The sequence below is a fragment of the Nostoc sp. KVJ20 genome (assembly GCF_001712795.1).
GTDB lineage: Bacteria > Cyanobacteriota > Cyanobacteriia > Cyanobacteriales > Nostocaceae > Nostoc.
Map to the genome: position 1 here is coordinate 34,440 of NZ_KV757672.1, position 26,494 is coordinate 60,933.

General features: G+C 42.1%; 26 protein-coding genes and 1 pseudogene. 12 read left to right on the top strand and 15 right to left on the bottom strand.

What is annotated here, in order from left to right; translation table 11 throughout:
* Nucleotides 1-116 precede the first annotated feature (116 nt).
* Nucleotides 117-752 (bottom strand): hypothetical protein, encoded by a 636-nt coding sequence (locus A4S05_RS26775; RefSeq protein WP_069072824.1) that lies wholly within the window; start codon nt 750-752, stop codon nt 117-119.
* A gap of 358 nt (nt 753-1,110) precedes the next feature.
* Complete coding sequence (locus A4S05_RS26780) at nt 1,111-1,449, bottom strand: YbjQ family protein (protein WP_069072825.1); 339 nt, start codon at nt 1,447-1,449, stop codon at nt 1,111-1,113.
* 801 nt (nt 1,450-2,250) lie between these two features.
* Here A4S05_RS26780 and A4S05_RS26785 point away from each other — a divergent pair.
* Nucleotides 2,251-2,931, top strand: a complete 681-nt coding sequence (locus A4S05_RS26785; RefSeq protein WP_069072826.1) for a tetratricopeptide repeat protein — start codon at nt 2,251-2,253, stop codon at nt 2,929-2,931.
* Between the two features lie 2 nt (nt 2,932-2,933).
* On the opposite strand, the gene A4S05_RS26790 is transcribed toward A4S05_RS26785, so the two are convergent.
* The 3 genes from A4S05_RS26790 to A4S05_RS26795 form a co-directional block, all read right to left on the bottom strand.
* Nucleotides 2,934-3,836, bottom strand: coding sequence for an ABC transporter ATP-binding protein (locus tag A4S05_RS26790; RefSeq protein ID WP_069072827.1), 903 nt, complete (start codon nt 3,834-3,836; stop codon nt 2,934-2,936).
* A 70-nt stretch (nt 3,837-3,906) separates the two neighbouring features.
* Nucleotides 3,907-4,032 carry a hypothetical protein gene (locus tag A4S05_RS43660; protein ID WP_256091188.1) on the bottom strand — a complete coding sequence of 42 codons (126 nt, stop codon included), beginning with the start codon at nt 4,030-4,032 and terminating at the stop codon, nt 3,907-3,909.
* 8 nt (nt 4,033-4,040) lie between these two features.
* A complete protein-coding gene (locus tag A4S05_RS26795) occupies nt 4,041-5,369 on the bottom strand; it encodes a hemolysin family protein (RefSeq protein ID WP_069072828.1) in 1,329 nt (442 codons plus the stop codon).
* 240 nt (nt 5,370-5,609) lie between these two features.
* Between A4S05_RS26795 and mfd the strand changes: the two genes are divergently transcribed.
* The 9 genes and pseudogenes from mfd to A4S05_RS26840 all read left to right on the top strand — a co-directional run bounded on the left by mfd (nt 5,610) and on the right by A4S05_RS26840 (nt 13,809).
* Nucleotides 5,610-9,176: a transcription-repair coupling factor gene (gene mfd, locus A4S05_RS26800; RefSeq protein WP_069072829.1), complete on the top strand. Its 3,567-nt coding sequence runs from the start codon at nt 5,610-5,612 to the stop codon at nt 9,174-9,176.
* A gap of 35 nt (nt 9,177-9,211) precedes the next feature.
* Entirely contained in the window at nt 9,212-9,436 is a 225-nt protein-coding gene (locus tag A4S05_RS26805; protein ID WP_069072830.1) for a DUF433 domain-containing protein, read from the top strand.
* On the top strand, nt 9,433-9,771 hold the full coding sequence (locus tag A4S05_RS26810; RefSeq protein ID WP_069072831.1) for a DUF5615 family PIN-like protein: 339 nt from the start codon (nt 9,433-9,435) through the stop codon (nt 9,769-9,771). The genes A4S05_RS26805 and A4S05_RS26810 overlap by 4 nt, the downstream gene beginning before the upstream one ends.
* Nucleotides 9,772-9,838: 67 nt before the next feature.
* Nucleotides 9,839-10,159, top strand: a pseudogene (locus tag A4S05_RS26815) (TRCF domain-containing protein); the annotation flags it as partial.
* A 181-nt stretch (nt 10,160-10,340) separates the two neighbouring features.
* A complete protein-coding gene (locus A4S05_RS26820; RefSeq protein ID WP_069072833.1) occupies nt 10,341-12,290 on the top strand; it encodes a TIR domain-containing protein in 1,950 nt (649 codons plus the stop codon).
* Nucleotides 12,291-12,566: 276 nt separating this feature from the next.
* Nucleotides 12,567-12,791: a hypothetical protein gene (locus tag A4S05_RS26825; protein WP_069072834.1), complete on the top strand. Its 225-nt coding sequence runs from the start codon at nt 12,567-12,569 to the stop codon at nt 12,789-12,791.
* Nucleotides 12,792-13,211 carry a type II toxin-antitoxin system VapC family toxin gene (locus tag A4S05_RS26830; protein WP_069072835.1) on the top strand — a complete coding sequence of 140 codons (420 nt, stop codon included), beginning with the start codon at nt 12,792-12,794 and terminating at the stop codon, nt 13,209-13,211.
* Between the two features lie 188 nt (nt 13,212-13,399).
* On the top strand, nt 13,400-13,603 hold the full coding sequence (locus A4S05_RS26835; RefSeq protein ID WP_069072836.1) for a type II toxin-antitoxin system HicB family antitoxin: 204 nt from the start codon (nt 13,400-13,402) through the stop codon (nt 13,601-13,603).
* A complete protein-coding gene (locus tag A4S05_RS26840) occupies nt 13,600-13,809 on the top strand; it encodes a type II toxin-antitoxin system HicA family toxin (RefSeq protein WP_069072837.1) in 210 nt (69 codons plus the stop codon). The genes A4S05_RS26835 and A4S05_RS26840 overlap by 4 nt, the downstream gene beginning before the upstream one ends.
* A 7-nt stretch (nt 13,810-13,816) precedes the next feature.
* On the opposite strand, the gene A4S05_RS26845 is transcribed toward A4S05_RS26840, so the two are convergent.
* Both A4S05_RS26845 and A4S05_RS26850 read right to left on the bottom strand, forming a co-directional pair.
* Nucleotides 13,817-14,287, bottom strand: coding sequence for a DUF29 domain-containing protein (locus A4S05_RS26845; RefSeq protein WP_256091190.1), 471 nt, complete (start codon nt 14,285-14,287; stop codon nt 13,817-13,819).
* A 313-nt stretch (nt 14,288-14,600) separates the two neighbouring features.
* Nucleotides 14,601-14,972, bottom strand: coding sequence for a hypothetical protein (locus A4S05_RS26850; RefSeq protein ID WP_069072839.1), 372 nt, complete (start codon nt 14,970-14,972; stop codon nt 14,601-14,603).
* 520 nt (nt 14,973-15,492) lie between these two features.
* Between A4S05_RS26850 and A4S05_RS26855 the strand changes: the two genes are divergently transcribed.
* A complete protein-coding gene (locus A4S05_RS26855; RefSeq protein ID WP_069072840.1) occupies nt 15,493-16,650 on the top strand; it encodes an extracellular solute-binding protein in 1,158 nt (385 codons plus the stop codon).
* A gap of 100 nt (nt 16,651-16,750) precedes the next feature.
* On the opposite strand, the gene A4S05_RS26860 is transcribed toward A4S05_RS26855, so the two are convergent.
* The 3 genes from A4S05_RS26860 to A4S05_RS40635 all read right to left on the bottom strand — a co-directional run bounded on the left by A4S05_RS26860 (nt 16,751) and on the right by A4S05_RS40635 (nt 18,361).
* Nucleotides 16,751-17,299 carry a hypothetical protein gene (locus tag A4S05_RS26860; RefSeq protein WP_069072841.1) on the bottom strand — a complete coding sequence of 183 codons (549 nt, stop codon included), beginning with the start codon at nt 17,297-17,299 and terminating at the stop codon, nt 16,751-16,753.
* Nucleotides 17,300-17,367: 68 nt separating this feature from the next.
* Nucleotides 17,368-18,141, bottom strand: coding sequence for a class I SAM-dependent methyltransferase (locus A4S05_RS26865; protein ID WP_069072842.1), 774 nt, complete (start codon nt 18,139-18,141; stop codon nt 17,368-17,370).
* 70 nt (nt 18,142-18,211) lie between these two features.
* Nucleotides 18,212-18,361 carry a hypothetical protein gene (locus tag A4S05_RS40635; RefSeq protein WP_176727119.1) on the bottom strand — a complete coding sequence of 50 codons (150 nt, stop codon included), beginning with the start codon at nt 18,359-18,361 and terminating at the stop codon, nt 18,212-18,214.
* Nucleotides 18,362-18,614: 253 nt separating this feature from the next.
* Here A4S05_RS40635 and A4S05_RS26870 point away from each other — a divergent pair, with 253 nt between their 5' ends.
* A complete protein-coding gene (locus A4S05_RS26870; protein WP_069072843.1) occupies nt 18,615-19,238 on the top strand; it encodes a Uma2 family endonuclease in 624 nt (207 codons plus the stop codon).
* On the opposite strand, the gene A4S05_RS26875 is transcribed toward A4S05_RS26870, so the two are convergent.
* From A4S05_RS26875 to A4S05_RS26895, 5 genes are all read right to left on the bottom strand, one after another.
* Complete coding sequence (locus A4S05_RS26875) at nt 19,233-21,779, bottom strand: U32 family peptidase (RefSeq protein WP_069072844.1); 2,547 nt, start codon at nt 21,777-21,779, stop codon at nt 19,233-19,235. The genes A4S05_RS26870 and A4S05_RS26875 overlap by 6 nt on opposite strands.
* A 95-nt stretch (nt 21,780-21,874) precedes the next feature.
* The gene (locus A4S05_RS26880) at nt 21,875-22,525 is read right to left on the bottom strand and encodes a DUF3226 domain-containing protein (protein WP_069072845.1); all 651 of its coding nucleotides are present in this window, start codon (nt 22,523-22,525) and stop codon (nt 21,875-21,877) included.
* A gap of 2 nt (nt 22,526-22,527) precedes the next feature.
* The gene (locus A4S05_RS26885) at nt 22,528-23,670 is read right to left on the bottom strand and encodes an AAA family ATPase (RefSeq protein WP_069072846.1); all 1,143 of its coding nucleotides are present in this window, start codon (nt 23,668-23,670) and stop codon (nt 22,528-22,530) included.
* 115 nt (nt 23,671-23,785) lie between these two features.
* On the bottom strand, nt 23,786-24,403 hold the full coding sequence (locus A4S05_RS26890; protein ID WP_069072847.1) for a Uma2 family endonuclease: 618 nt from the start codon (nt 24,401-24,403) through the stop codon (nt 23,786-23,788).
* 165 nt (nt 24,404-24,568) lie between these two features.
* Entirely contained in the window at nt 24,569-26,377 is a 1,809-nt protein-coding gene (locus A4S05_RS26895) for an ABC transporter ATP-binding protein (RefSeq protein ID WP_069072848.1), read from the bottom strand.
* Between the last annotated feature and the right edge of the window lie 117 nt (nt 26,378-26,494).

The following is a 26,494-nucleotide window of genomic DNA, read 5'->3' on the forward strand; positions in this document are numbered from 1 at the left end:
AGAGACGCGATAAATCGCGTCTTCAAAGACCAATTACCTACACCAATAACCCAGATACCCAACTTTTAGCAAAAAGTCGAGGATCTGGGTTATTAACATTTGATTTTTCAGATAATTTAAGCAGTGTAATTGTTAGTCCGGGGACTGCGAGCACCAGCTACGGCTCCCATCATTGCAGCTACTAAACCCAATAAGGAACCAAACACAAACCACCACAATCCCGATCGCACATTTGCTGCAATCTCACGAGCTTGTTGAGCAGTTACGTTTGTTTGTGGAATGTTGGGGGCAGCACCTTGCTGTTGTACCTGGTTTATCACTTCCCCGGCGTTGGAAGCCGCAACACCAAAAGCACCCGATACTCCACTTGCAAACAGCCATGAGCTAACTGCCAAAGTTGTTGCCCAAAGAATTGCGCCGTTAAGAAGGGCTGTATTGCGGTTCATTGGCCCACAAGCACGGGCTGTAACCCAACCACCAACAAATAGGGAAATTAATAAAGCAATAGTTGACCAAAGCCCCGCACTACCTGCAACGTTAGGGGCAATTGATCTGGGCGCACCTGAACCTTCCACTGTACCAGCTGCGATCGCACCAATTATAGAACTCAAAATTAGTTGTGTAGCTAAAGAAACCAACAAACCAGCAATAATTGGCCCCCAGCGAACACGGTCATGATATTCGGCTACTCGACCTGCTACCACAGTGTCAGTAGGAATAACGTCATTGCCTGTTCGATTTACGTATGACATAGCTTATGTTCTCCAGTGCTTTTTCAGCCAAGTTCCTGCTCAGGTATATTCATCTTTATGCTTAAGATTAAATAACTAAATCACCTGCTTTTATCTCTATCAATAGAAAGAGTTAATAACTCTGTCTTTAGTAATAAAAAACAGATTTTTATTTAATAAGTTTTAATATAATTTAGTATTTATTAATGTCTAAAATAATTATTTAGAAATTATCAATATGAAAAATTTTAAATTAGGATTAAATTATTAACTTTTACAAGAACCTAGCTTTAATTCTGTATGCAATTAGACTTAATACAAAACTGAATTGCCAATTAGCAAGTCCGGGAGCGTCATTACGAATTACGAATTTTACAAATTACGAATTATTTGAACGCATCCTCACGGCTGTGCCTGTGGCAGTAATCAGCAAAAGAACTCCTGACTGGTCAAGATTGATTGTGCCAGTATCAATTTCAATCCCGATCACAGCATTAGCTCCTAAACGTTGTGCTCGTTGTTCTAATTCTTCTAATGCCTTGCGTTGACCCTGTTCAAATAGACGCTCATAGCTAGCAGTACGTCCACCGATAATATCTCGAATCCCAGCCAAAAAGTCCCGCAAGAAATTGCTGCCGTAGACTACTTCTGCTGTCACAATGCCTAAATACGACTCAATCATGGCTCCTTGAATTACATCAGTGGTAGTTATAATCATAAATTAGCCTCCTAGATAGAATAGTTGATATTTATTATCAAAGTGTTTATCCAAATACTTTAGCGATTGTAACTTCGATTACAGAAGATAAGTGTGAGAGAATGTTTTTCACACAATTTTAGATCGCGTTTGCATCTGTAATATTTTCCTCAACAGAAACTAGAACATAAAGGAACATTTGACTGATTAAGTTTATCTTACCGTGTAATGACAAAAAAAGGATGTTAACGCCTGGATCATTACTTCTCAAAGGGTAGTATCAAAGACTAAAAAGATGAGCCAAGTTTGATACAGAGTCAGCAAATTCTTAAACTCCATAAAAAACAGGAATGAATTTCAAAGCCTGTAAGCTTGGTAAGTCAATATCTTGGATTAAGTCAGATGGCTGTTGGGATTTCTAGGGAACACGTATAACTACTGACGAAAAACAGTGTTATTTCGCGGTTGTACTGATTTCTATAGGACTCATATTTGATTTGGTGAAAAAACTCAGTACAACTCAGAAGCCTTCTTGCCTATTGCCTATTGCCTATTGCCTGTTGCCTGTTGCCTATTGCCTGTCTACGCAAATTCGTTCAGAAATCAAAGCGGATTCCTATATGTAGATTAACTTCATCTGAAACTTGATATCTTACACTTTATCCTTCAGTAAAAACTCTGTTATGTAGTGCCGATTGTAAAGGAAAGAGTGGATGGAATATCGACATCTTAATTAATACGAAGAAATACAGTTTTCAAAAGTCCATATTTTTGTTTTAATGTACAAGAAAAAAAGTCCTCTAAAATTTCAGGAAATTTACTGTGTACAAGCCAACATCATTCGTGTTTAGTGTGGTGTTACTAGGATGTTTTACCTTCACCATACCTTCAGTAGCTCAGGCTCAGGTATTAGTGGCGCAAGCCAAAAACCCAGAGTTAAAGCAACTACTAGAAGAAGGACGGAGGTTAGTAGATGCTGGTGATTATGGTGGTGCGATCGCAGTTTATCAGCAAGCAGCTAGGCTAGATCCCAAAAATGCGAAAATCCATTCAGGTATTGGCTACTTATACGCTCAACAGGGAAATTACCAGGCAGCATTAACAGCTTATCGTCGTGCGATCGGTATCAACCCTAACAATAGTGATTTTTACTACGCTGTAGGTTACATCAAAGCCAATTTGGGCGACACACGTGGGGCAAAGGAAGGCTACCGTCGTGCTATACAACTGAACCGTAACAACGTTAACGCCTATTTAGGATTGGCTGTAACGCAATCGCGTATGGGAGACTATACTGCTGCTACCTGGGCTTATGAGCAAGCAATCAACTTGGATAAAAACAACGCCCAGACTTATGAGTTGATGGGTGCGATGTATAAACAGCGACGACAAGCCAAACAAGCGAACAGCTTGCTTCAGAAAGCGCGTGACTTGTACAAGCGACGCAATGACTCAGATGGCGTAGAAAGGGTAGAAGCCATGCTGCGACAGTTAGGAGGATGAGGTTAATCTAACTGGCGTCCCGTTAATTCCACAAAAATATCTTCCAGGTTAGAGGGACGCACCATCATTCCGGTTTTATCGGGCTGTTCATCCAAGTAGATATTTGCTGCTTCCAAGGATGGGAAAAACAGATATTCCCAACTACGAGCGCCATCACTTCCCACATCAGACACACCTAATTGTTTCATCACCAAACCTTCACCGTGAGCAGAACGCAGTTGTTGTAAAGTTCCCAAAGAAATCAGCTTACCGCTATCCATAATACCGATGCGTCCTGGCTTGGTAGAGCCGAAAGCATCGCACAAATATTCGACCTCATCCATATAATGGGTCGTCAGTAGCATCGTCATCCCTTGTTTATTCAAATCCCGAATAATTTCCCAGAGGCGTCGCCTGGTTTGGGGGTCTAGTCCTACCGTTGGTTCATCCAAAAACAAAATTTGCGGTTGATGTAATAAAGCTCTCGCAATCTGCAACCGTCGTTTCATACCCCCAGACAAAGTTTTTACCAAATCATCGCGTTTTTCTGTGAGATCAACATACTCTAGCCATTGATTAATCAATTTTTGTCGCTGCGGGTTACTAATGTGATGTAGTCTCCCGTGCAATTCCATATTTTCCCAGACGGTTAAATCATTATCCACACTGACTTGTTGCAAGACTACGCCAATACTCTGTTTTGCCAACATTCCTTGGCTCATCACATCATATCCACCTACTTCTATCCGTCCTTGGGATGGTTTCGTGAGTGTAGTCAACATCCGAATTGTGGTTGATTTACCCGCACCATTCGGGCCAAGTAGAGCAAATATCTCTCCCGCTTCAATTTTGAATGACAGGTCATTGACTACAGGTACATTGTTGTAAAACTTGTAGACGTTTTCTAAAAAGACAGCAGCAGTCACGTCGCTTCGCTCCGAATTCAAAATTCAAAATTAACCATCCCTATAAATAAATGTAGGGACTTGTATCCGTTTAAGTAAAAGTTGCAAACGGCATGACTTTATAATCGTCAAATGCCCAATGCCCAATGCCCAATGCCCAATGCCCAATTCCCAATGCCCAATGCCCAATGCCCAATGCCCAATGCCCAATTCCCAAGCGAATCGCTAGTCAGATTTTCTCGTATCCGCTGATTTACTTGCCTTTGGTACGACTAGCACTTTATCAACGCGGTTACCATCCATATCCATCACTTCAATTCGCATCCCCTGCCATTCAAAATGATCTGCTGCGGCCGGAATACGTCCTAAATGGGTGATGACAAAACCGCCTAGTGTTTGATAACTGCCGCGTTCATCAGATTCCCACTCTTCCATACCGAAAAGTTCCAAAAACTCCTCAACAGGTAACATCCCATCCAAAAGCCAGGAACCATCTTCGCGTTGTACAGCTTGTGGTTGATCCTGCCCATCTGTTGAAGGAACATCACCCACGATTTCGCTCATGATGTCGTTGAGAGTGACTAATCCTTGAATGACGCCGTATTCATCGACTACCAGCGCCATGTGAGTAATGGTTTGCTTGAACAATTCCAAAACTTTTAAGCCACGGGTGCTTTCTGGCACAAATACGGGCTGGCGCAATCCGATAGTCAAGTCCAGTGGTTCTCCTCGGAAACTCCTGGCTAATAAATCGGTGACTGGGATAACACCCAGCACATTGTCAAGTCCCCCCTGACAAACTGGATAACGAGAATAGGCACTATCAACCATTTTTTGGCGATTTTCTTCGGGAGAGTCGTCTAAATCGAGCCAGACAATATCGGGACGGGGTGTCATTAAGTAGTTGACAGGGCGATCGCCTAAACGAAAGACTCGCTCCACCATATCCTGTTCAGCTTCCTCAAAAGTTCCTGCCTCAGTGCCTTGCTCAATTAAGATTTTAATTTCTTCTTCGGTGACTTGCGGCTCAGTAGAAGCTGTAATTCCCAGCACTCGCAGGATCAAATCTGTAGAAGCGCTTAAGAGATAAACCATTGGGGAAGCGATCGCCGATAAGGCACGCATTGGAATCGCTACAATCGATGCAATCCTTTCTGGGTTATTTAACGCCAGACGCTTCGGAACCAATTCACCAACAATCAGTGACAAATAGGTAATAATCAAAACCACTATTCCGAAAGATAGCGGTTCACTATAAGGTGCTAACAAGGGGACAAGTTTTACATAGACTGCCAATCGACTGGCAATTGTTGCTCCTCCAAAAGCACCAGTCAGGATACCGATCAGGGAAATACCCACTTGAACAGTTGACAGGAAATGATTTGGAGACTCCGCTAGTTTCAATGCTGCCTTTGCCTTGACATCTCCTTGATTAGCAAGCTGCTGTAGCCTAACTTTCCGTGCCGAGACGATCGCCATCTCAGACATAGAAAACACGCCATTGGCAATAATTAGCACCAAAATGATTAAAATTTCAAAAGTGATGGAGGACATGTTTAAAATTGCCGCTTATCAGAGCGAACGTAGCTCAATCCCTAGTATCTAGTATTAAAGGTGTTTTGATAAATGCTTTGACTGTACACAAAGTAATAGTTATAGTTCTTAAGTTTATTAGTCGCTGTAGATTATTCTTCCACCGAAGGAATAAGAAGGCTGTTAACACTTTTAAAATAGTTGACATAAACTGCCTCAAGACTTGCTGATCCACAAAGACTCCCATCGCTAGTAGTACTTATGTCATTTTCTTCTATTGTGCGTGCCTTAGGCCGATCGTCGCTCACTACTGAATTTATTTCTAAGCTGAATCGACAACAAGAATTGCGGTTAAATGGCATTCCCAGACTGCCCAAATCTCTGGTGGCTTCGGCATTAGCACAGGCTCAGGGCAAGGATTTATTCGTAGTTTGCGCCACTCTGGAAGAAGCTGGACGCGTTTACGCACAACTGGAGGCAATGGGATGGCAAACAGTACATTTTTACCCCACCTCCGAGGCTTCTCCCTACGAACCTTTTGACCCGGAAACTGAGATGAGTTGGGGGCAAATGCAGGTATTGGCGGATTTGGGAATGGGGCATGGGGCATTGGGCATGGGGCATGGGGAAGAAAACCAGATCCCATCCAATTCTCAATTACCCAAGATGGCAATTGTGGCTACTCAAGGGGCGTTGCAACCACATTTACCACCACCAGAGGCTTTTGGGCAATTCTGTCTTACCCTGAAAAAAGGGATGGAATTAGACTTGAATGCCTTCAGTGAGAAAATCACGATTCTGGGGTACGAACGAGTCCCTCTGGTGGAAACAGAAGGGCAATGGAGCCGACGGGGTGATATTGTTGATGTTTTCCCGGTTTCATCTGAGTTTCCAGTCAGGCTGGAATGGTTTGGCGATGAAATCGAGCAAATGCGGGAATTTGACCCAGCAACCCAACGTTCCGCACTTGACAAAGTTGGCCAGTTAATTCTTACCCCTACTAGCTTTGCTCCTATCGTCATGGCGGCACTCCAAAATAGTGCCCAGTTCCGAGTGCTGAGTGCTGAGTCAGAAATTAACTCAGAAATTAGCCCTGAGAACTCATCACTCTTGGAAGGGAGCCGTCGCTTTTTGGGGTTAGCGTTCGAGCAACCAGCATCTCTGCTAAATTTCTTATCAGAAAATACCCTGATTGCCATTGATGAGCCAGAACAGTGTCATGCTCATAGCGATCGCTGGGTAGAAAATGCCCAGGAACAATGGGGAATTGGGCATAGGGCATCGGGCATGGGGCATGGGGAAGAATCTACGTCTACTCCCGTAACATTGCCGAAAATTCACCGTTCTTTTGATGAGTGTCTGGTTGATGTTGCCAAGTTTAAAACACTATATTTATCGGAACTTTCAGAAGAAAATAGTGGGATCAATCTCGCTAGCCGTCCTGTTCCAGCCACGCCACACCAGTTTGCTAAACTAGCTGAAACCATCCGCCAAGAACGCGATCGCAATTTTTCTATCTGGCTGCTTTCTGCTCAACCTTCGCGTTCTGTCTCGCTGTTGCAAGAACATGATTGTCCGGCTCAGTTTATCCCGAATCCCCGTGACTACCAAGCGATTGATAAGCTGCAAATTAACCATATTCCCATAGCCCTAAAATATTCTGGCCTTGCGGAATTAGAAGGTTTTATCCTGCCTACATACCGTTTGGTAATCGTTACAGATCGGGAATTTTTTGGGCAGCATTCCTTGGCGACTCCCGGCTATATCCGCAAGCGTCACAAAGCTACTTCTAAGCAAGTTGATCCTAATAAACTGCGTCCAGGTGATTATGTAGTTCACAGAAATCATGGTGTTGGCAAATTTGTCAAGCTGGAAAGTTTGGCGATTAATAACGAAACCCGTGATTATTTGGTGGTGCAGTATGCTGATGGGTTACTCAGAGTTGCAGCCGATCAAGTAGGTGCTTTATCTCGGTTCCGCGCCGCAGGTGATAAAGCACCAGAACTTAACAGGATGACTGGTAAAGCTTGGGAAAATACCAAGAATAAAGTCCGCAAAGCCATTAAGAAACTGGCGGTGGACTTGTTGAAACTGTATGCAGCGCGATCGAAACAAGAAGGTTTTCGCTTCCCAGGTGATATGCCTTGGCAAGAAGAACTGGAAGATTCTTTTCCCTACCAACCCACGACGGATCAACTCAAAGCTGTCCAAGATGTGAAACGAGACATGGAAAGCGATCGCCCAATGGATCGCTTAGTTTGTGGCGATGTCGGTTTCGGGAAGACGGAAGTGGCGATTCGTGCTGTTTTTAAAGCAGTCACCGCCGGTAAACAAGTCGCACTCCTTGCGCCGACGACTATTTTAACCCAGCAGCACTACCACACACTTAAAGAACGTTTTGCACCCTACCCCGTAAATGTCGGTTTACTCAACCGTTTTCGCTCCGCTGAAGAACGCCGTGATATTCAAAAACGATTGGCAACTGGTGAATTAGATGTAGTAATTGGTACACATCAACTTTTAGGTAAAGGTGTGACATTCCGCGATTTAGGACTATTGGTAGTAGATGAAGAACAGCGGTTTGGGGTGAACCAAAAAGAGAAAATTAAAAGCCTGAAAACTCAAGTGGACGTGCTTACCCTCTCAGCTACTCCCATTCCCCGGACTTTGTATATGTCCTTGTCGGGAATTCGGGAAATGAGTTTGATTACCACGCCGCCGCCAACCAGACGACCAATTAAAACCCATCTTTCACCAATTAATTCCGAAAGTATCCGCACTGCGATTCGTCAAGAATTAGACAGAGGTGGACAAGTATTTTATGTAGTTCCACGAGTAGACGGAATTGAAGAGACAACAGCCAATTTGCGAGAAGTCATACCGGGAGCTAGGTTTGCGATCGCTCACGGTCAAATGGATGAAAGCGAGTTAGAGTCAACCATGCTCACTTTCAGCAATGGCGACGCAGACATCCTCGTTTGTACGACAATTATTGAATCTGGCTTAGATATTCCACGAGTCAACACCATTTTGATTGAAGATGCTCACCGCTTTGGGTTATCACAGTTGTATCAATTACGCGGTCGTGTGGGGCGTGCAGGTATCCAAGCTCACGCTTGGTTATTTTATCCGAAACAGCGGACGTTATCTGACGCGGCACGGCAACGATTACGAGCAATTCAGGAATTCACTCAGTTAGGTTCTGGATATCAACTAGCGATGCGCGATATGGAAATTAGAGGCGTGGGTAACTTGCTAGGTGCAGAACAATCTGGTCAAATGGACGCCATCGGTTTTGATTTGTATATGGAAATGCTAGAAGAAGCAATTCGGGAAATCCGAGGACAAGAAATTCCAAAAGTGGAGGATACCCAGATTGACCTCAACCTGACAGCGTTTATTCCAGCAGATTACATCACCGATTTGGATCAAAAGATGAGTGCTTACCGGGCGGTAGCTACAGCCAAATCTAAATCAGAATTAAAGCTAATTGCAGCCGAGTGGAGCGATCGCTATGGTACTTTACCTGTCCCTGCAAATCAACTTTTGCGAGTCATGGAACTCAAACAGCTAGCGAAAAAACTCGGATTTAGCCGAATAAAACCAGAAAACAAGCAGCACGTCGTTTTAGAAACACCAATGGAGGAACCCGCTTGGAATTTATTGGCGGCGAATTTACCAGACAATCTCAAAACGCGTTTTGTCTATTCTCCTGGTAAAGTGACGGTGCGCGGGTTAGGAGTTTTTAAAGCAGATCAACAATTGCAGAATTTGATTGATGCTTTCGGGAGAATGCAGGGTGCGATTCCAGAGGCGGTTGGTGTTTGATTGGGAGAAAAAGATTAGTCATCAAATGAAAACCTATGTCAGACTTACTTAGAAGAATTACAGTTAATCCCAAACAATGTGGTGGTCGCCCATGCATTCGGGACATGAGAATTCGGGTATCAGATGTACTGGACTTGTTTGCTGCTGGACTTAGTGCAGAACAAATTTTAGAAGAAATGCCTGATCTTGAAGCCGACGATCTCAAAGCAGCACTAATATATGCTTCGCGGAAGCTTAATCATCCAGTGTTAGTAGCATGACAATCTGGGTAGATGCACATTTATCCCCTGCGATCGCAACTTGGATCAGCAACACTTTTGGTATAACAGCTTTAGCTTTACGTGATGTTGGTCTGAGAGATGCTGAAGACCTTGAGATTTTTGAGGCAGCAAAAGCTCAAGGAGTTATCTTGATAACCAAGGATAGCGATTTTGTTGACTTGGTTGAGCGTTTGGGAGCACCACCGCAGATTATCTGGTTAACTTGCGGAAACACATCAAATGCTCGGTTGCAAGAAATTTTGAATGCCACTTTGCTACAAGCACTAAAAATTTTACGAACAGGTGAAACGTTAGTCGAAATCAGCAAAAACTAGCAATTGTACTGCCACATAAGTTAACAGCCACCCAACACTGCGACGTTTTGATTAAAATGCAAAGTGCGATCGCTATGGTACTTTACCTGTCCCTGCAAATCAACTTTTGCGAGTCATGGAACTCAAACAGCTAGCGAAAAAACTCGGATTTAGCCGAATAAAACCAGAAAACAAGCAGCACTTTGTTTTAGAAACGCCAATGGAAGAACCAGCTTGGAATTTATTGGCAGCGAATTTACCAGACAATCTCAAGACACGCTTTGTGTATTCTCCTGGTAAAGTGACGGTGCGCGGGTTAGGAGTTTTTAAAGCAGATCAACAATTGCAGAATTTGATTGATGCTTTCGGGAGAATGCAGGGTGCGATTCCAGAGGCGGCTATTGTTTGATCAGTAGTTAAGCAATAATTATTGTTGTGGAGAGCAATCGCGCAATCTCGCACCTACCCTCATTTTCTTTTTTAAGGTGAACTATATGGCTTCTGAAAAACAAAAAGCTATACTTGGTCTTTCTACTCATAAAACTTATTACAAGGCTGCCCGCTCAGAACAATTACTGAATCAGTAAATTATGTCAGACAGTGTTCATGCATCTCTAGAATCCTCAGTAGTTCAAATAAGCCAGTCAAGCAATAGTAGTTCCAAAACTGCAAAGGTTTCCAGTGAATTTGAGGTATTTATTTCCTATCGTACTAGCCCCGATCAAGGGCTTGCAGTTGCCCTTAAAGAACTGATTGAGGGGGCAATAGAACCTCAACCTCACGTTTTTGTTGCTGGGGCAGGTGGTCTACGCCCATCTAACATCGGTTACAAGCCCCAGATACAAGCAGCCGCCCAGTCTTCACGAGCATTTATTGCTATCATTACTCAGCAATCCAAAGAACGTGAGTGGCTTTTCTTTGAAGCTGGAGCTGCTTGGGGACGCAATCAGTTGTATGCACCCTTACTAGTTGGTACAAGCCCAAGTGAGCTAGCTAGTACTATGGCTGAATATCAAACAGTGCGAGCATCTGATCGAGAAGAGGTTAAGCATCTCTTAATTGCAGTCGCTCAGGCAGTCGGTGGTAATATTAAGACACGTTTCAATCAACGATATCAAGCTTTTTCTAAACAAATTGAAGCTTATCAAAAAATAGAGATTATTCAAGAAAACATAGAACAGTCTTCATCTCTATTAGAGATTGTTGAAGAAAACCTAGAACAGTCTTCATCTCTATTAGAGATTGTTGAAGAAAACCTAGAACAGTCTTCATCTCTATCTCAAGCAATTAAGCTTTTGCAACGTGGAGAAGTTGAGGAAGCTAACACGCTGTTTGATCGGCTTGAAGAAACTGCATCCACCAATGAAGATAAAGCAACGATTAGAATTGCGAGGTTGCTAAATAGCGATCAGGAAGAACGTAACCCTCTAAAGGAGCTAGAGTCGCTAGCTCCTGAATTACGTAATACTTACCATTGCCAATTTTGGCTTGGCTTATTTGAATCTCGTGTTGCCGCTTCCATCTCCTATTATGAAGAATGCCTACGTGTAGCTACAGCCAATAAAGCTACTTTCTTTTCTAACCGAGCAACTCTTTATTTAGCTGAGAAAAAATTTAAAATCGGTGAGCAAGAGATAGCACTTCACACCTTACGACAAGCAATGGTCAGTGAAGATAGAGAGCTTAGATATGAAGCTGTAGAAACGTGGCAAAATCTTGACCAAAAGCCTCACATTCTTGAGAAATTAGTTATTTTATTAACTGGTTTAAGCGATAAAGCTGACTCTTCTATTATGCTCAAAGACCTCACAGAGTTGGCTCTTGATAATAAATGGTCTTCTTTGCTTACTTATTTAGCTCAATATGCAGATCAGGTTGATGCTCAAGGAACTGCTGCAAACAATCTAGGGCGTGCGTTTTCTGAGTTAAAACTCTATTCGCTTGCCTATCTTGCGTATGCTAAAGCAGCTGAAGCTGGAATATCTGTGGCTAAGGTTAATATTGCAAATCTTCATTTATGGAATCCTCTTCCGGCTGCTGGCCTTAAACTCTTAAAAGAACATACAGGAACTTACGACGCTGCTGACGCTGGATATCCGTACCATATTCGGGCTGAACTTGAGCGAAGTGTGCAAAATGAGCAAAAAATAGCAAATGAGTTTTATAAGCAAGGGTATAAAGTTGCCGTGATGATAAGTCATTTCGGGTGGGAAGCGATTTGCAGTAACAAGATCACTCTAGAAGGCAAACAAATCGAACTAGAATCTGGAATAGCAACTATCAAAGAAAGCGAACCGAATTGCCTCAAGTTCATTACGAATGATGAAAAGGTTTACTTAGAACTAAAATGTGTTGGTCGTACTATCGGACTATGGCAAGCTGCCAACACAGCTTCATGTACAGCCCTTTATTGCTTTACAGAAGCAGGTTATATGCTTGAGTTAAGTGTACATTTGACAGATATCACTATAGAACCCATTCTTAAGAAATATTCAATTCTCTGCGTAACTGAGGCAGTAGTGCAATCGCCTTCGACGTAGTTTGGTTTTCCTAAATCAACTCAACACTTGCTTCTACTCAAACCCTACTACTTCTGCTATTGAGAGCGATCGCGCTTTGCTCTCACCCCAAGCGATCGCACCCTAAAAACCCCAACAGACTACAAGCAGAGATAATTTATAGTATGACTTTCGTAATAATTGACAGCTATGACAGAGCTACATGAACAAGCGATCGCTAAACTAAAAAACTTGCCTGCCAATGAACAAGATGCGATCATAGCAATAGTTGTGAAATATCTCGAAGATAAGTAAGTTATGTCAACAATATCGGGAAAATTAGAAGAACGAGTAGCGATTCTAGAGGCAGAAGTTGCACGCCTTAAAAGTAAATTAGAGGTTGTTTCCTCCCCGACAATACCTTGGTGGGAAAAGATTTCTGGAACATTTACTGATAACTCAGCTTATGATGATGCTATGCAACTAGGGCGCGAATATCGTGAATCCCTGCGCTCAAATTCTGTAGAACCACACGATATATAAATGTACGTTTTTGATACCGACCATCTCAGCATTTTGGAACGTAGAGGAGCAGGGGCACAAGGTATTTTCATGCGGTTGGCCAATGTCAATCCGAATGAGGTTGTAGCAACAATCATTAGCTACGAGGAGCAAATGCGAGGGTGGTTGAGTTATATAAAAAAAGCTCAAAGTGTTGAGGCACAAATTGCAGCCTATAAACAGTTAAATAGGCAACTAACTAATTACTGTGCTATCCCAATTCTAGAATTTGATGAACAAGCAGCTCAAGAATTCCAACGTCTAAAAAAGGTGTATCCAAGACTTGGTACAATGGATTTGAAAATTGCTGCGATCGCCTTAGTAAATCAAGCCATTCTATTGACTCGTAATTCCTCTGATTTTGGACAAATTGTGGGTTTACGTACAGAAGACTGGACATAAAAGCGTTCGCCCTTGGCGTTGGCGCAGCCATCGCTTTAGCCATAGTTTGGATAGAATCATTGTGCAGTAAATAGTCCATCCTTTTTTATTACATTTGTACCCCTTGAATGCTTACGTTTAAGCAGCCACAATTGAGAGCAAACAAGTATAGTTGCTAGGATATTCTCACAAACTAGCTCAACAAGCGCATGAAAATCAGAGCAATCATTCATCCAGCAGAAGAAGGCGGCTATTGGGCAGAGGTTCCCGCACTTCCCGGTTGTATTACCGAAGGAGATACCATAGAAGAGGTGATGGCTAATTTAAAAGATGCTATTGAAGGTTGGCTTGAAGTTGCCAATAATCGTAATGCAATTAAGTCAACAGATCAAGTTGTCGAAATTGCTGTATGAAATCGGTTTCTGGCAAGCAACTTTGTAAGATTGTGGAACAAAAAGGTTGGGTTTTGCAAAGAATTACTGGCAGTCATCATATTTATGAAAACCTTGAAGTAGAAAAAATCCTGTCAATTCCTGTTCACCGCAATCAAGATTTGAAAGTTGGAACCTTGAAAGCCTTGATGAAAATAGCCCAGCTATGTGAAGAAGATTTACTTTAATTATGAATTACTGCTTTGATTCATCAACTAAATTGCTTGGTTCACCAGGGTAAAAATCATAGTCCACAATCTCTGATAAACTGTAAGGACACTCCAGCGGAAAAGTCTGCTTGGGCAAATCTGTTTCTCCAACAGCTAATTCGACACCTCTAAGGTAGGCTTTGCGAAGTGCTTCTTCAAGGTAGGGTTTGAGGCTAGGATTGTCTTCAAGCAGTTCAGCAATATCTAAGCGTTGAATCCGGAGTGTTGCTAACCAGCTACGGCTACGGCGTTGAGACTGGTATTGCCATTTTAGTAAATGTCCAATCAACACACTTAGACGGTTTCGCAATTCTTGACGTTGCTGTTTACCCAAAGATTGAATCTCCTCAATCAGATTTTGCAGATCAATCTGACTCCACTGCTCATTACGAAGTAAAGTTACTTGTTCCTGTGTCCAAGCGTAAAAATCAGTTTCGTAGAGGCTTGGTAAAGGCATTGGTATCTTTGGGTTTATTTCAGGTACACCCATCAGGTTAGTTCAACCTTAATGTCTTTGCTTTTATTATAAAACTGTCTCAAATAGAGGCGAGCAATAAGACGCTTCACTGAACTGTATTGGTTTATAGGTAGATATATCACACTATTACGTAGATATATGTAATAGTGTGTTTAACTTGTTTATCAATTTGATGGCTGAATTAGTTGTTTAGACTTAATATATTCTTACAAAGCCATCACTCGACATTGAGCCTAAAGGCTTGTCTTCCCTAACTCTAGACATTTTTTCATTCGTCAAACTCAGGTTAAATTCAATGAATTCTCTCTCTAAGTAATTGTTCTTCTAAAGCAGCAATACGATTGTATGCCGCTGTTAATTGCGCTGTCAGTCGTTGTATTTGAATTTCTGGTGTTATGTTATCTCCAGCTTGACGATGCATGTCTAGATAAATGCCATCTGTCAACACATCCTTGTGTTCCATTTCTGGATTTAAACTGATACGTCCTTTGAACTGGTAGCCCCCAATCGAGCCATTTTCCTGATAATTATCCTTTGCTTGTGTATTCGCTAAAGAACACTCTGAGAAAGCTTGAGTAACTTTAGCATCAAGTTGCTCAATCACTTGGCAGAGGGCATCCAGTTTTTCGCTTAAAGTCAGGATTTGCTGCTGTAATGGCTCCATTTAATACCCTGTATCCGTACATTTTCTCTATGTTATTCAATTTACTCCCCAACTTAACAATACTTATGAATTATTTAAGTATTGATAATTTTTCGTGGAAATTTTAAATATAAGTAAAGTTTGACCATGAGTACCACTAAGGAAATTTATGGAGAAAAATTAATCTTTAGGTAGTGATTTGCTGACAAACTTGCTACGTTGAGTAAAATCTTCAAATTTATACGTATTACCAATAAAAATACTGGTAATTTTCCAACTCTACTTTTCAGCTAATGAGCCTCTGGTAATCTCTGCTTAATCAGGACTTACGTAAACAATAGCCAAAATGAATGATTTTCATGTAGACGCAAAGCGGCTACTCTGACGAGAACGCTTTCAGTGTTAGCGCAGCGGTAGCGACGTTCGCGCAGCGTCTCGCAGAGAAGGAGCGTCACCCGTAGGGTATTGCCCCAGAGCGCTTATAGTTTTGTGTCACTCCTATTAATATTAGGTATAATCAAAAATTTTAAATCCAAAATCAATGGATCGACGGTCTTTTTTGCTAAGTACAAGTACGCTAGCACTTTCACAACTGCTTTTTGGCTGTGGTGGAAACAAGCAGACACAACTAAAAGTGCAGTTATTAAAAGGTTCTATACCTGGTCAGGTGGTGAATCAGTTCCACAATGGTTTGCAACAACAGGCGCAGTTAAAGTTTTCTCCAGTCGAGCAGTTACAGGATTTATTTCAGCAATTACAAAATTGGCAGCAGAAACCGAAAAGTACTGATGAGCAAGGATGGAGTCGCTTTATACCCTTTAGGCAAGGTCAAAAAGCAGCGGAGGCAGACCTAGTGACATTGGGAGATTACTGGCTAAAAGCAGCTATTGAGCAGAAATTGATTCAACCACTCCAAGAAGTAGGGGGAAACCAATTAAAACAGTGGTCTGCTTTAGATGAAAGGTGGAAGAAATTAGTAACGCGCAACGACCAAGGTAACTTGGATACTCAAGGAAAGGTGTGGGGTGCGCCTTACCGCTGGGGTAGCACGGTGATTGTTTATAACCGTGACAAGTTCCGAAATTTGGGATGGACACCCAAAGATTGGAGTGATTTGTGGCGAGATGAAATGCAGCAGCACATTTCTCTACTTAATCAACCACGAGAAGTTATTGGTCTGGCCTTAAAGAAGCTAGGAAAATCCTATAATACAGAGAATCTTGACCAAGTACCAGACTTGGAAAAAGAATTACAGACATTAAATCAACAGGTGAAATTCTACAGTTCCAATCACTATTTGGAACCCCTAATTATGGGAGACACTTGGCTAGCGGTTGGTTGGTCAAGCGATGTACTGCCAGTTTTGGGACGTTATCCGCAACTCGGCGCAGTTATCCCCCAGTCAGGAACAGCAATGTGGGCAGATTTGTGGGTACGTCCGGCAGGTATTACTAAGGATACTTTATCAGATCAATGGATTGATTTTTGTTGGCAACCAAGTACAGCTAAACAAATTTCGGTGCTGACCAAAAGTAATTCACCAATTTCTACAAATATTGCCGCTTCCGATATCCCAGAACCATTATTGAGCATCTTACAGAGCGATCGCAACATTTTCAATAAAAGCGAATTTTTACTTCCCTTACCCCCATCAGCAATAAAACAATACGAGTCTTTATTCGCAAAAATTAAGGTTTAATTAGGAATTGGGCATTGGGCATTGGGCATTGGGCATTGGGCATGGTTATTCTCCTTGTCCGTTTCATCTCTCCCAATCCCCAGTCCCCAGTCCCCAATCCCTACAAAGAACGCTGTAACCCTATCTTGTTCTTAAGATTTGTTTGGATACTGCATAAAGCTGGACTTGTACTAAAGTTACAGGTGTAGGTTGCCAAGGGTTCTTTTTGATAGTTAAATACCCTGACGTTATAACCAAAGTTCCGTGCAGCGCTACCCAAGCGATTTACGAAGTCGTAGCGCTCCACATACTCTAGTAAGCTCCAAATTTGCTGATTCACGATCAAGTCTACTCGTGCAGGTTCTTTGTTAGAAGCTGGATATGCTATCCAATTATCCAATAGCTTTTTCTCAGAGTTTTGTTGTGCCCACCATAAGCTAGGAACGGTTAATTGTACTGGGTTAATGGTGTTAGCTGTAATTACATAGTCTTTTGGCTTGGTTAATAAATCTAGTTCCAGAGGCGCACTAGAAGGTGACGGTATTGAAGAAGTTTGCGCTAGTGAGGGCGGGACTAATAAAGCTGAGAGGGTAATGGTTAGTAGTAATGAAAACGATATCTGGCGATCGCTACGCCCGCCGCAGGCATCGCACAATTTAGGTATATGCATAGCTGATACTAATTCGTAATTCGTAATTCGTAATTCGTAATTAAGGCAATAGTAAAAATTCGCACAAGTTAAAGTTTAATGGCAACGATGCGAATTCTTCGATAGTCTGCTGTCCAAGTTCCCTGTTGATACAACGTTGGCTTGAGATATTCCTCTACGACGCGAATTACTTGTATTTGTTGCTCATCAGAAAGTGCTGCTAAAAAACTGCTGGCGAACATCTGAATCCAGTTTGCCATACCTGCTTCTCCTTCTGCTAAAGGAGTTGGACGAGCAAATAGAGTGCTATAGATGACATCAAAGCCTTGCTGTTCTAATAGAGTGGCGTATTCACCAATACTAGGGAAATACCAAGGATTTAGGGCTTGTGCGGGAATATTAATTGCTTCTAAGGCGTTAGATAAAGCTGTAGCGATCGCTAGCACATTTCCCTTACCACCAAATTCTGCCACAAAACGCCCCCCTGGTTTTAGGGATTGATGGATGGATGCGATCGCGCTATCTGCTTCTTTTACCCAATGCAATACAGCGTTAGAAAACACAGCATCCAATGGCTTATCTACTTGAAAGTTCCTAGCATCAGCAACTTCAAAGCGCAAATGGGGATAGTTTTCTCTTGCCTTTTCGATCATTGCAGATGCATAATCAACTCCCATTACTTCAGCCTGAGATTGGGCAATTTTTTCTGTGAGTTGTCCAGTACCACAGCCGAGATCCAAAATCGATTCTCCTGGCTGAGGGTTCAGTAATTGCAATAAGTCTTCGCCATATTGCCACACAAAGGCGTGTTTATCTTGGTAAAGCGAAGTGTCCCAATAATTGCTTGTAGAAATATTATTCATAAGATTTTATGGTGTATAGAGACGTTGCAATGCAACGTCTCTACATTAAAAAATTACAGCGATTGATGTGTTACTTTCTACCAGTCAAGTTATCCAAGAAATCCATTTTCACTGCAAAGTTGATAATATCTTGCCCTGTGATAGAGTTTTTAGTCTCACCATTATTCAAGGCGACAATATACGGCAGACCATCAATGCCATACGCCTGATAACTGTTCAATGTTCACTGGTTTAAGGAATCTCTTTCTGATTCCAAGGTTGAGTTTATAACGTTCATTCACCTGAATTGACGTTGTTACCAAAATAGATACAAAATTTTGTAAAATCTTCCTGATTACTCGTTTTAGCTTTATCTAGCGAGGTTTTATGTCGATTTAGATCCTCGACTTCTTAAAAAAGTCGAGGATCTGAGGGTCAAGTGAGCAATACCAAGTAATTTGCTAAACTCTAAACCACAGTCAGGAGTAAGTGTGATGTTTCAAGCTTTACCAAAAGCGATCGCTTTTGAAGAATTCCTCAATTGGAAGCCAGATGGCGGATGTTATGAACTACACGATGGGGCAATTGTTGAAATGCAGCCAGTAGGAGATCATGAAGAGATTAATGGTTTTTTAGCTGGCGAAGTAACTTTAGAGTTCAAACGATTAAAACTTCCATACCTCATACCCAAGCAAGCACTAGTTAAGATTCCTGACAAAGAATCAGGTTATTCACCTGATGTAATAGTGATAAATCAAAAGAATCTTTCAGCAGAACCTATGTGGAAAAAGTCTTCAACGGTTACTCAAGCTGCATCGGTTCCCTTAGTTATTGAAGTTGTCAGTACTAATTGGAGGGATGATTATGCATCCAAGCTAGTTGACTACGAAACTTTTGGCGTTCCTGAATACTGGATTGTTGACTATTTAGCTTTGGGCGGTAGAAGGTATATAGGTAATCCCAAACAACCGACTGTTTCCGTTTACTATTTGGTGGATGGTGAATATCAAGTTAATCTGTTTCGAGGAAATGATCACATCATATCCCCTACATTCCCAGAATTAAACTTGACCGCCGAACAGATTTTTCAAGCTGGGCGTTCAGAAAATCAATTATGATCGCAACGCTGATACTCCCATCGGGCCACGAGTTACGCCTAATTGATTTTGCAACTTCAACTCTCGCCATAGTTGGGAACCTGTAATCTCACCTCGCAATAATTGACTATAACAATGTATTGTTTTACTCACTTGCTCTGGCGTTTCATTCACAAACTCGATACGAAAGTAACGTAATCCAAGTTCTATAAGACGCTGTACGTACTCGGCTCCAGTTTGAGCAGTGCCGTTAAATACAGTATTGCGGCAACCTACATCTGCTTTGAGAACGTGTTCGCTACCTACACGGTCTTTTAATTTCACTTCCTGCTTATCACAAGGTCGTCCACAGTTTGTATAGTCAGTACCCGTTGATAAAAAGGCACAAAATACACAATGTTCCATGTGGAACATGGGCATGTGTTGATGGATTGTCACCTCAAACCACTGGGGTGGACAACTGGTCAGTAGGTCTTGCAGTTGGGTAATATTCAGGTCATAGGATGCCGTCAGCCGTTCTAAACCAAAGCGTTGCTGAAAATAATCTGCTGTTAAGGGATTAGCAACGTTGAGCGAAAAATCTCCAATGCAACGGTCTGCTGCAAAGAATTGCAATTGGTCATAGTTCCGTACCAGATAACCATCAGCCTTACAGGCACGTACCTGCTGCAAAATCCAATTTTCCCCCGGTTTAGTAATTCGGGGTGGTGCAACCCAGATTGTGGGAAGTGGGGATTCTTGCCTGTGTTTCTCTACTAGCTGCACCGCTTCTCGGTAGGCACGGGGGTCTTCAAATTCACAGTACAGTGTTTCAACACCAGCTTTGAGGGCGGCTTGGAGTTGTTTGAGGTTTCGTACTAGGACAATGAGTGAGGGAGATGTAGCTTTAGCTTCCCGCAGGGTGGGGGATAGGGGAGATGAGGAGGGAAGTAGGTCTTGGAAAGAGACATCAGAATGTAATTGCCAGCGTTTGGGTTGACTTCGCAATTCTTCCAACTGCGTCACGATTTCCCGCCGCATCCGGTTCAACTCACTTACGGGTAGCATAATAGCACCCCTGAGGTGGTTGGTTAGCTGTCCCAAACAGTAAGGGGTGTTACCCAAACGACCGAATTGTTCTTGTAAACGGTCTGTATCTAGTGGTTTGGTATGGGCATCGACTAGTGAAATTGCGGACTCTATCTGTACAATATTACCGAGATGATCACGAGCGATCGCAATCAATGGCTGACCAACTTCTCCATAAATCTCCAAGTCAATCGGACGCTGAAATTGGGGATTCTCGCCAGCAAAACTCTGACGTAGCTGCTTATCTAATTCTGGATCACTGGTTTTCCAAATGCGATCGCCTATATGCACTCGGCGCAGGTTCAAGTCATTTCGACCAAAGGACAGCATGGTTTCATTACCTTTGGATACCACAGCATAAACCCGGCCACCTTCTTCCTTCGCCTCTGGATGACCGCAGTCAAACACAATTCCATCCCCTGGTTTTACAGGCGCTTCCAGTTTGACTGTTACCTGTTCGTTGTGAATGCGGCTGACTTCACCTAAATAAACCCCACGTTTTTTACCAAAGCGGGCGTGGACTAGTTCCTGATTATTAATCCCGCCAAACCAACCCGTGTAGAGTCCACGAGAAAATGCCATCTCTAGGTTGTAGTGTTCCTTTTCCCTTGTAGGTAAAGAGGGATTTGGTCTTTCCAATTCCGCCATCACCTCATCCAAAGCTTGCCGATAAACACGGGTCACATTAGCAACATACTCTGGGGCTTTCAAACGACCTTCTATCTTGAGAGAAGTTACTCCTGATTTGACTAAATCTGGCAGAACATCTAACCCTGCTAAGTCTTGTGGACTAAGTAAATATTTGCGATCTTTTAAATTTACAACTTGCCCATCAACAATTAAATCGTAGGGCATCCGGCAAGCTTGGGCACATTCACCTCGGTTAGCAGAACGTCCGCCTAAAGCCTCACTAGTCAAACACTGACCGGAATATGCCACACACAAAGCACCGTGAACAAAGACTTCCAAGGGCAGCGACGTTTCTTGTAGGGCAATTTGCTGCTGTATTTTATTGATTTCCTGAAGAGAACATTCACGCGCCAACACCACTAATTGACAGCCGAGGGATTTAGCAAATTCCACCCCAGCGGCACTGGTGATGGTCATTTGGGTGGAAGCATGGATGGGAAAATCAGGGGAAAGGTGGCGGATGAGACGGCATATACCAATATCTTGGACAATCACTGCATCCACACCTGCGGCAATAATTGTGCGGAGATATTGCTGTGCTTCTGCTAGTTCTTTGGGAAATATTAGTGTGTTGACAGTGACATAACCTTTTACGCCGCGATGATGCAGAAATGTCATCAATTGAGGTAAGTCCGCCTCAGTAAAATTTTCTGCCCGCATTCTGGCGTTGAAGCGATCCAAACCGAAGTAAATCGCATCTGCCCCATTTTCCACAGCAGCTTTAGCACAGTCCCAATTACCTGCTGGCGCGAGTAGTTCGGGACGTTGAAGAGAAGAAGGGGAAGAGAGGCGATCGCTTTTCATTAGACTTAGGGTTAAGTAGCACCATAGTGATTTTATCTAAGTTGGTGGGGAAATGAGGGGAAGGGTGCGATCGCTTTTTGAAAATAGCAAAATACTTATAAGTTGTAGAGATTTTTAAACCATATTAAAAATGTCTGCGCTTTTGGATGTTGAGGATTCAGAATTTCATACTTTATAGCTTGATGCAGTTGTCTTCCTGGTTCTTCTTGCCATGCTAGCCAAGTGTAAATTTTAGCTTTATCAAGATAAGAATCTTTGAACGATGCTCCTTTGCTTTTTGCTTCTTGCGCTACTTCCTGAGCATATTGCCAAATAGTTTCGCTTTCATCTCTAATCATGTAAGCTAAAAAGCTCTCTAACATACCTCTCATTTGGTTATCTGGCATAATCCAGATACCAAACTTAATTCCATTTTTTGTAACGTGAATAAGTCCTGTCTCTGATATTGCTTCAGGAATGTCGGGGATACTTGGCAAACAAGCATTTCTTATGCTTGTCCAACGTGTAGGTAAATCTTCATCTGCGTCTATTATCACGCCTAAATGGGTAAGTCCTGATGCTTGTAATTCAGTAGAGATAAGGTTTGCATCAATGTTTTCGTAACCTCCACAATCTTGTATTGATACAATTGCTTCCCTTTTATTCTCACCCCAACGAATTCCGTTTTTTTCTATTAATTCTGGTATAACTCGTAAATCGTCTTGTCCTTCTACTAACAGTTTCTTGGGTTCATAACCTTTTGCCATTACTAACGTACCTCAATTTCTCTTTCAGCAGCAATGACAATTTGAGGTTCAGTGAAGACTACACTTGTTTCTTTACCTTTTTCAATTCTGTGAATTCTAATACCATCCTCAGTGGCATCTTCCTGCTCTGCAATACTAGCTAAACTTGTCCAACAATCACTATTGTGTGTAGTTGCAAAAACTTGCACATTTAATCTTTTGGCTGTTTCCCAAATCAGTTTCCACATATCAGACATCGCCGTAAAATGGAGTCCGGTATCAATCTCATCAACAAATAAGTATCCGTCTTTAGCACATACTATCGCCAGTGCAAGTCCTAATATACGCCAAATACCATCACCCATACTTCCAATTGGTACACGCTGATTACTGTCAGAAAGTAGCACAAAGAAACCACCCCGTGAATCTAAGGAATACCTAGACTTTCGAGAACTAACTGGAGCAATCCGTTGAATTTTAGAGTCTATTCTATGAAGTGCCTGCTCTACAAGTTTTTCTTCAGGCGTTAGTACTATCTGATCAAATAGTTCAATCATCTTCTCAGTTCCTAAAGAAGATGATGTTATAAATTGTATTTTTGGTGATGAATTTTTAGGTTCTCTACGCAATTGACGAGTATAATCCTCTACGGGAAGTCCGCCATTAGCTGATAGCGGTAGTCTCCAAGGCTTTTCTTCTCGCCCATAATTCCACTTAATATTGAAATCTAGTTCTCTTAATGCATCGGGGACTTCATCATATAAAAACTCAGCCGATGAGTTAAGTGGCTCTTTTGAAGAAATTTTGCGTTCTTCTATTGATACAATAAGCTCCTCTTGAATATTGCCATTAGTACCTGTTATTGAAAATTTGCTCCCCAGTTCAATCTCGTGACCATAAAAAAGGTGACGAACATCAAGGTCTTGAGATTGACCTAACCTTAATCTACGTTCACTACGCTCATCATCAAAAAAATATTCACTCCGGTTAGTCATTGTCTGACGTAGTGGCTCAAGATTATTCCGTGAGCATAAAAGTTGAATAGCTTCTAGTATTGATGTTTTACCGATATTGTTTTTACCAACGAGCAGGTTGACTCTACCAAGCTGCTGAAGCTCGAAATATTGGAAACTACGGAAATTCTCTATTTTTATCGTCTTCAACATAATTTTGCTAGCCGGAGACAACAAAGAGGTAATGACTGATATTAGTATAAGCAGTCTTGATACTTTTCACTCTAGTAAAAAAGAACAATTGCTCAACTCCATCAACTCGCTCCCCTTAACCCAATCCCTCAACATCAGTACTTTCCACTTCCAACTCAACAGGCTCAAACTTCACCTTGTTGTATAAATCTTGTAAGGAAATCTCAAATGGTACGGTTACAAGTGCGATCGCTTCATCTTCTTCATCATATTCACGAAGCGCCCATTGCTTTTTCCCAGTTTTGGAAAATTGCTCTACATGAATCCGAGTTTGGTCAATTAATAGATATTCTTGAAAGGTAGAAATTGTCCGGTAAACCTGAAATTTATCCTCGCGATCGTAGCCTTTGGTAGATTTTGATAAAACCTCAACAATAATCTGTGGATTCATAATTACATCCTTTCGGTTATTAAAAAATTCTGGTTCACCTGCCAGAATCATCACATCTGGATATGTATAGGTAAGCTTTTGGGGTATCCACAGACGAACATCACCCATGAAAACTTCGTAATCTTGCTGGCGAAACGCAAAATTTAAGGCAGCACTTAGATTCAACGAGATTCGATTGTGATTTATTGTTCCACCCGCCATAGGAATTATTTGCCCGTCAATGTATTCACTTTTGTAGTCAGCAGCTTCTTCTAGCTCTAAATATTCCTCTGGGGTATAGTATCGCTGTTTTGTTATTTGCATAATTTTATCAGGTAGCAATGTTTAACGATACGAAGTGTCTAGTGACCCATGTTTACCGAACAGTTTAACGTGGTTAGATAGAGATGTTATGTGCTTTCTACAAAGTGAGCGTAGGCACAGCCCAACCTAGGCATCGCTATCTCAATCCACACAATGGCTCACATCCTATTGATAACCGGCTGCTTGTAAGAGAAACAATTTGGCATAACGTCCTCCTAGCTGTAACAACTCTTCGTGAGTTCCCTGTTCTATAACTTCGCCGTTTTCTATAACTACGATTTTGTCAGCCATTCTTACCGTTGAGAAGCGATGGGAAATCAAAAGTACCATCTGATTTTGAGTGATAGCGCGAAAATGATTGAAAATCTCAAACTCAGCTTGGGCATCTATTGCTGATGTTGGTTCATCTAACACCAAGATATCTGCTTGCGATCGCATAAATGCACGAGACAAGGCAATTTTCTGCCACTGTCCCCCAGAAAGTTCCTGTCCTCCCTTAAACCAACGGCCAAGCTGAGTCTGGAAGCTTTGGGGTAATTGGTCTATAAATGATTGCGCCATGCCTTTTTCAGCAGCAGTTTGCCAACGGGTTTTGTTTTCAAGATGTTCTACATCACCCACGCCAATATTCTCACCCACAGTAAATTGATAGCGGACAAAGTTCTGAAAAATTACCCCAATGCGACGACGCAGCACATCCACATCCCATTCCTGCAAGTCCAAGCCATCTAAGAAAATTCGCCCAGAGTCCGGCGTGTAGAGTCGGGTAAGTAGTTTAATTAAGGTTGTCTTACCAGAACCGTTTTCACCGACAATTGCCAGTTTCTCTCTGGGTTTCAAATGCAGCGAAATGTTTGTCAACGCTGGCTTGGAACTTCCTGGATAAGTAAAAGATACGTTCTCAAAACGGATACCATCTTGAGGATTTAAACCAATGGTTGCTTTACCCCAAGACTTTGGTACTTTCTCTTCCAGAAAATCGTAGAGATTTGATAGATATAGGTTGTCTTCATACATCCCTCCAATAGAAGTGAGGGCATTGGAAAAAGTAGACTGTCCTTGGCGAAACACAGTCAGATACATTGTCATATCTCCCAAGGAAATCTTACCTTGCACTGTTTCCAGTACAATCCAAGCATAAGCTAGGTAAAAAGCACCAGTACTAACTAAACTCAGCAGATACCCCCAAAACCCTCGCCGCAGAGTCAAATCGCGGTCTTCGCCATAAAGTTGATGAAACAGGTTACGATAACGCCCTAGCAACATCTCCCCCAACTGGTAGAGTTTGACTTCTGTAACAAAATCTTCTCTTGCTAGCAGATTTTCTAAATAGTGCTGTTGACGAGTTTCTGCTGCACGCCAACTAAATAAGCGAAAGCCTTCCCCAGCAAATTTCGTTTCGGCAATAAATACAGGTATGGCAGCCAAAACCAGTACCACCACCGCCCAAACTGAGAAATTTACTAGCAAAATACCGTAGGTGAACAGAGAAAGGGCATTTTGCACCAGCCCAAAGGTGCGGTTTACTAAAGAAAGGGGACGAACCGATGCTTCTCGTCGGGCATTGGTCAATTTGTCATAAAATTCTGAGTCTTCAAACTGCCTCAAATCCAGTGTCAGCGCCTTTTCTAAAATGAGTACATTCACTCGCTGACCCATTAGCGCCCGCAATAATGACTGACAAATGATGATTCCTCTCTGACTACCTGCTAGTAAAATTACAGCGATCGCTTCCAATCCTACATAAAATAGAGACGGATAAATATTGACAGAAGCATTGCTGTCTGAGTTAACTTGAGATGCAAATACCACTGCATCAACGATTAACTTGCTTATGTAAGATATCGCCGCCGGTAAAAGACCAGCCACTAAAGTTAAACTCGCCAGAAAAATAGTCAGTGATCGGCTAGTAGTCCATACCAAGCTGACAGCCCGTCCACTGTACCGGAAAACCGTTAGTGATTGACGTAGGATATTTCTTTTTTTTTAATTTTCATCTTTACTTTCCGCGAGATGCCCCAGGTGCAGCGGATCTTCCTAACTCTATTTAATCTTTATAAATTTTACCAAGAAAGAACTCAGAATTCGGGA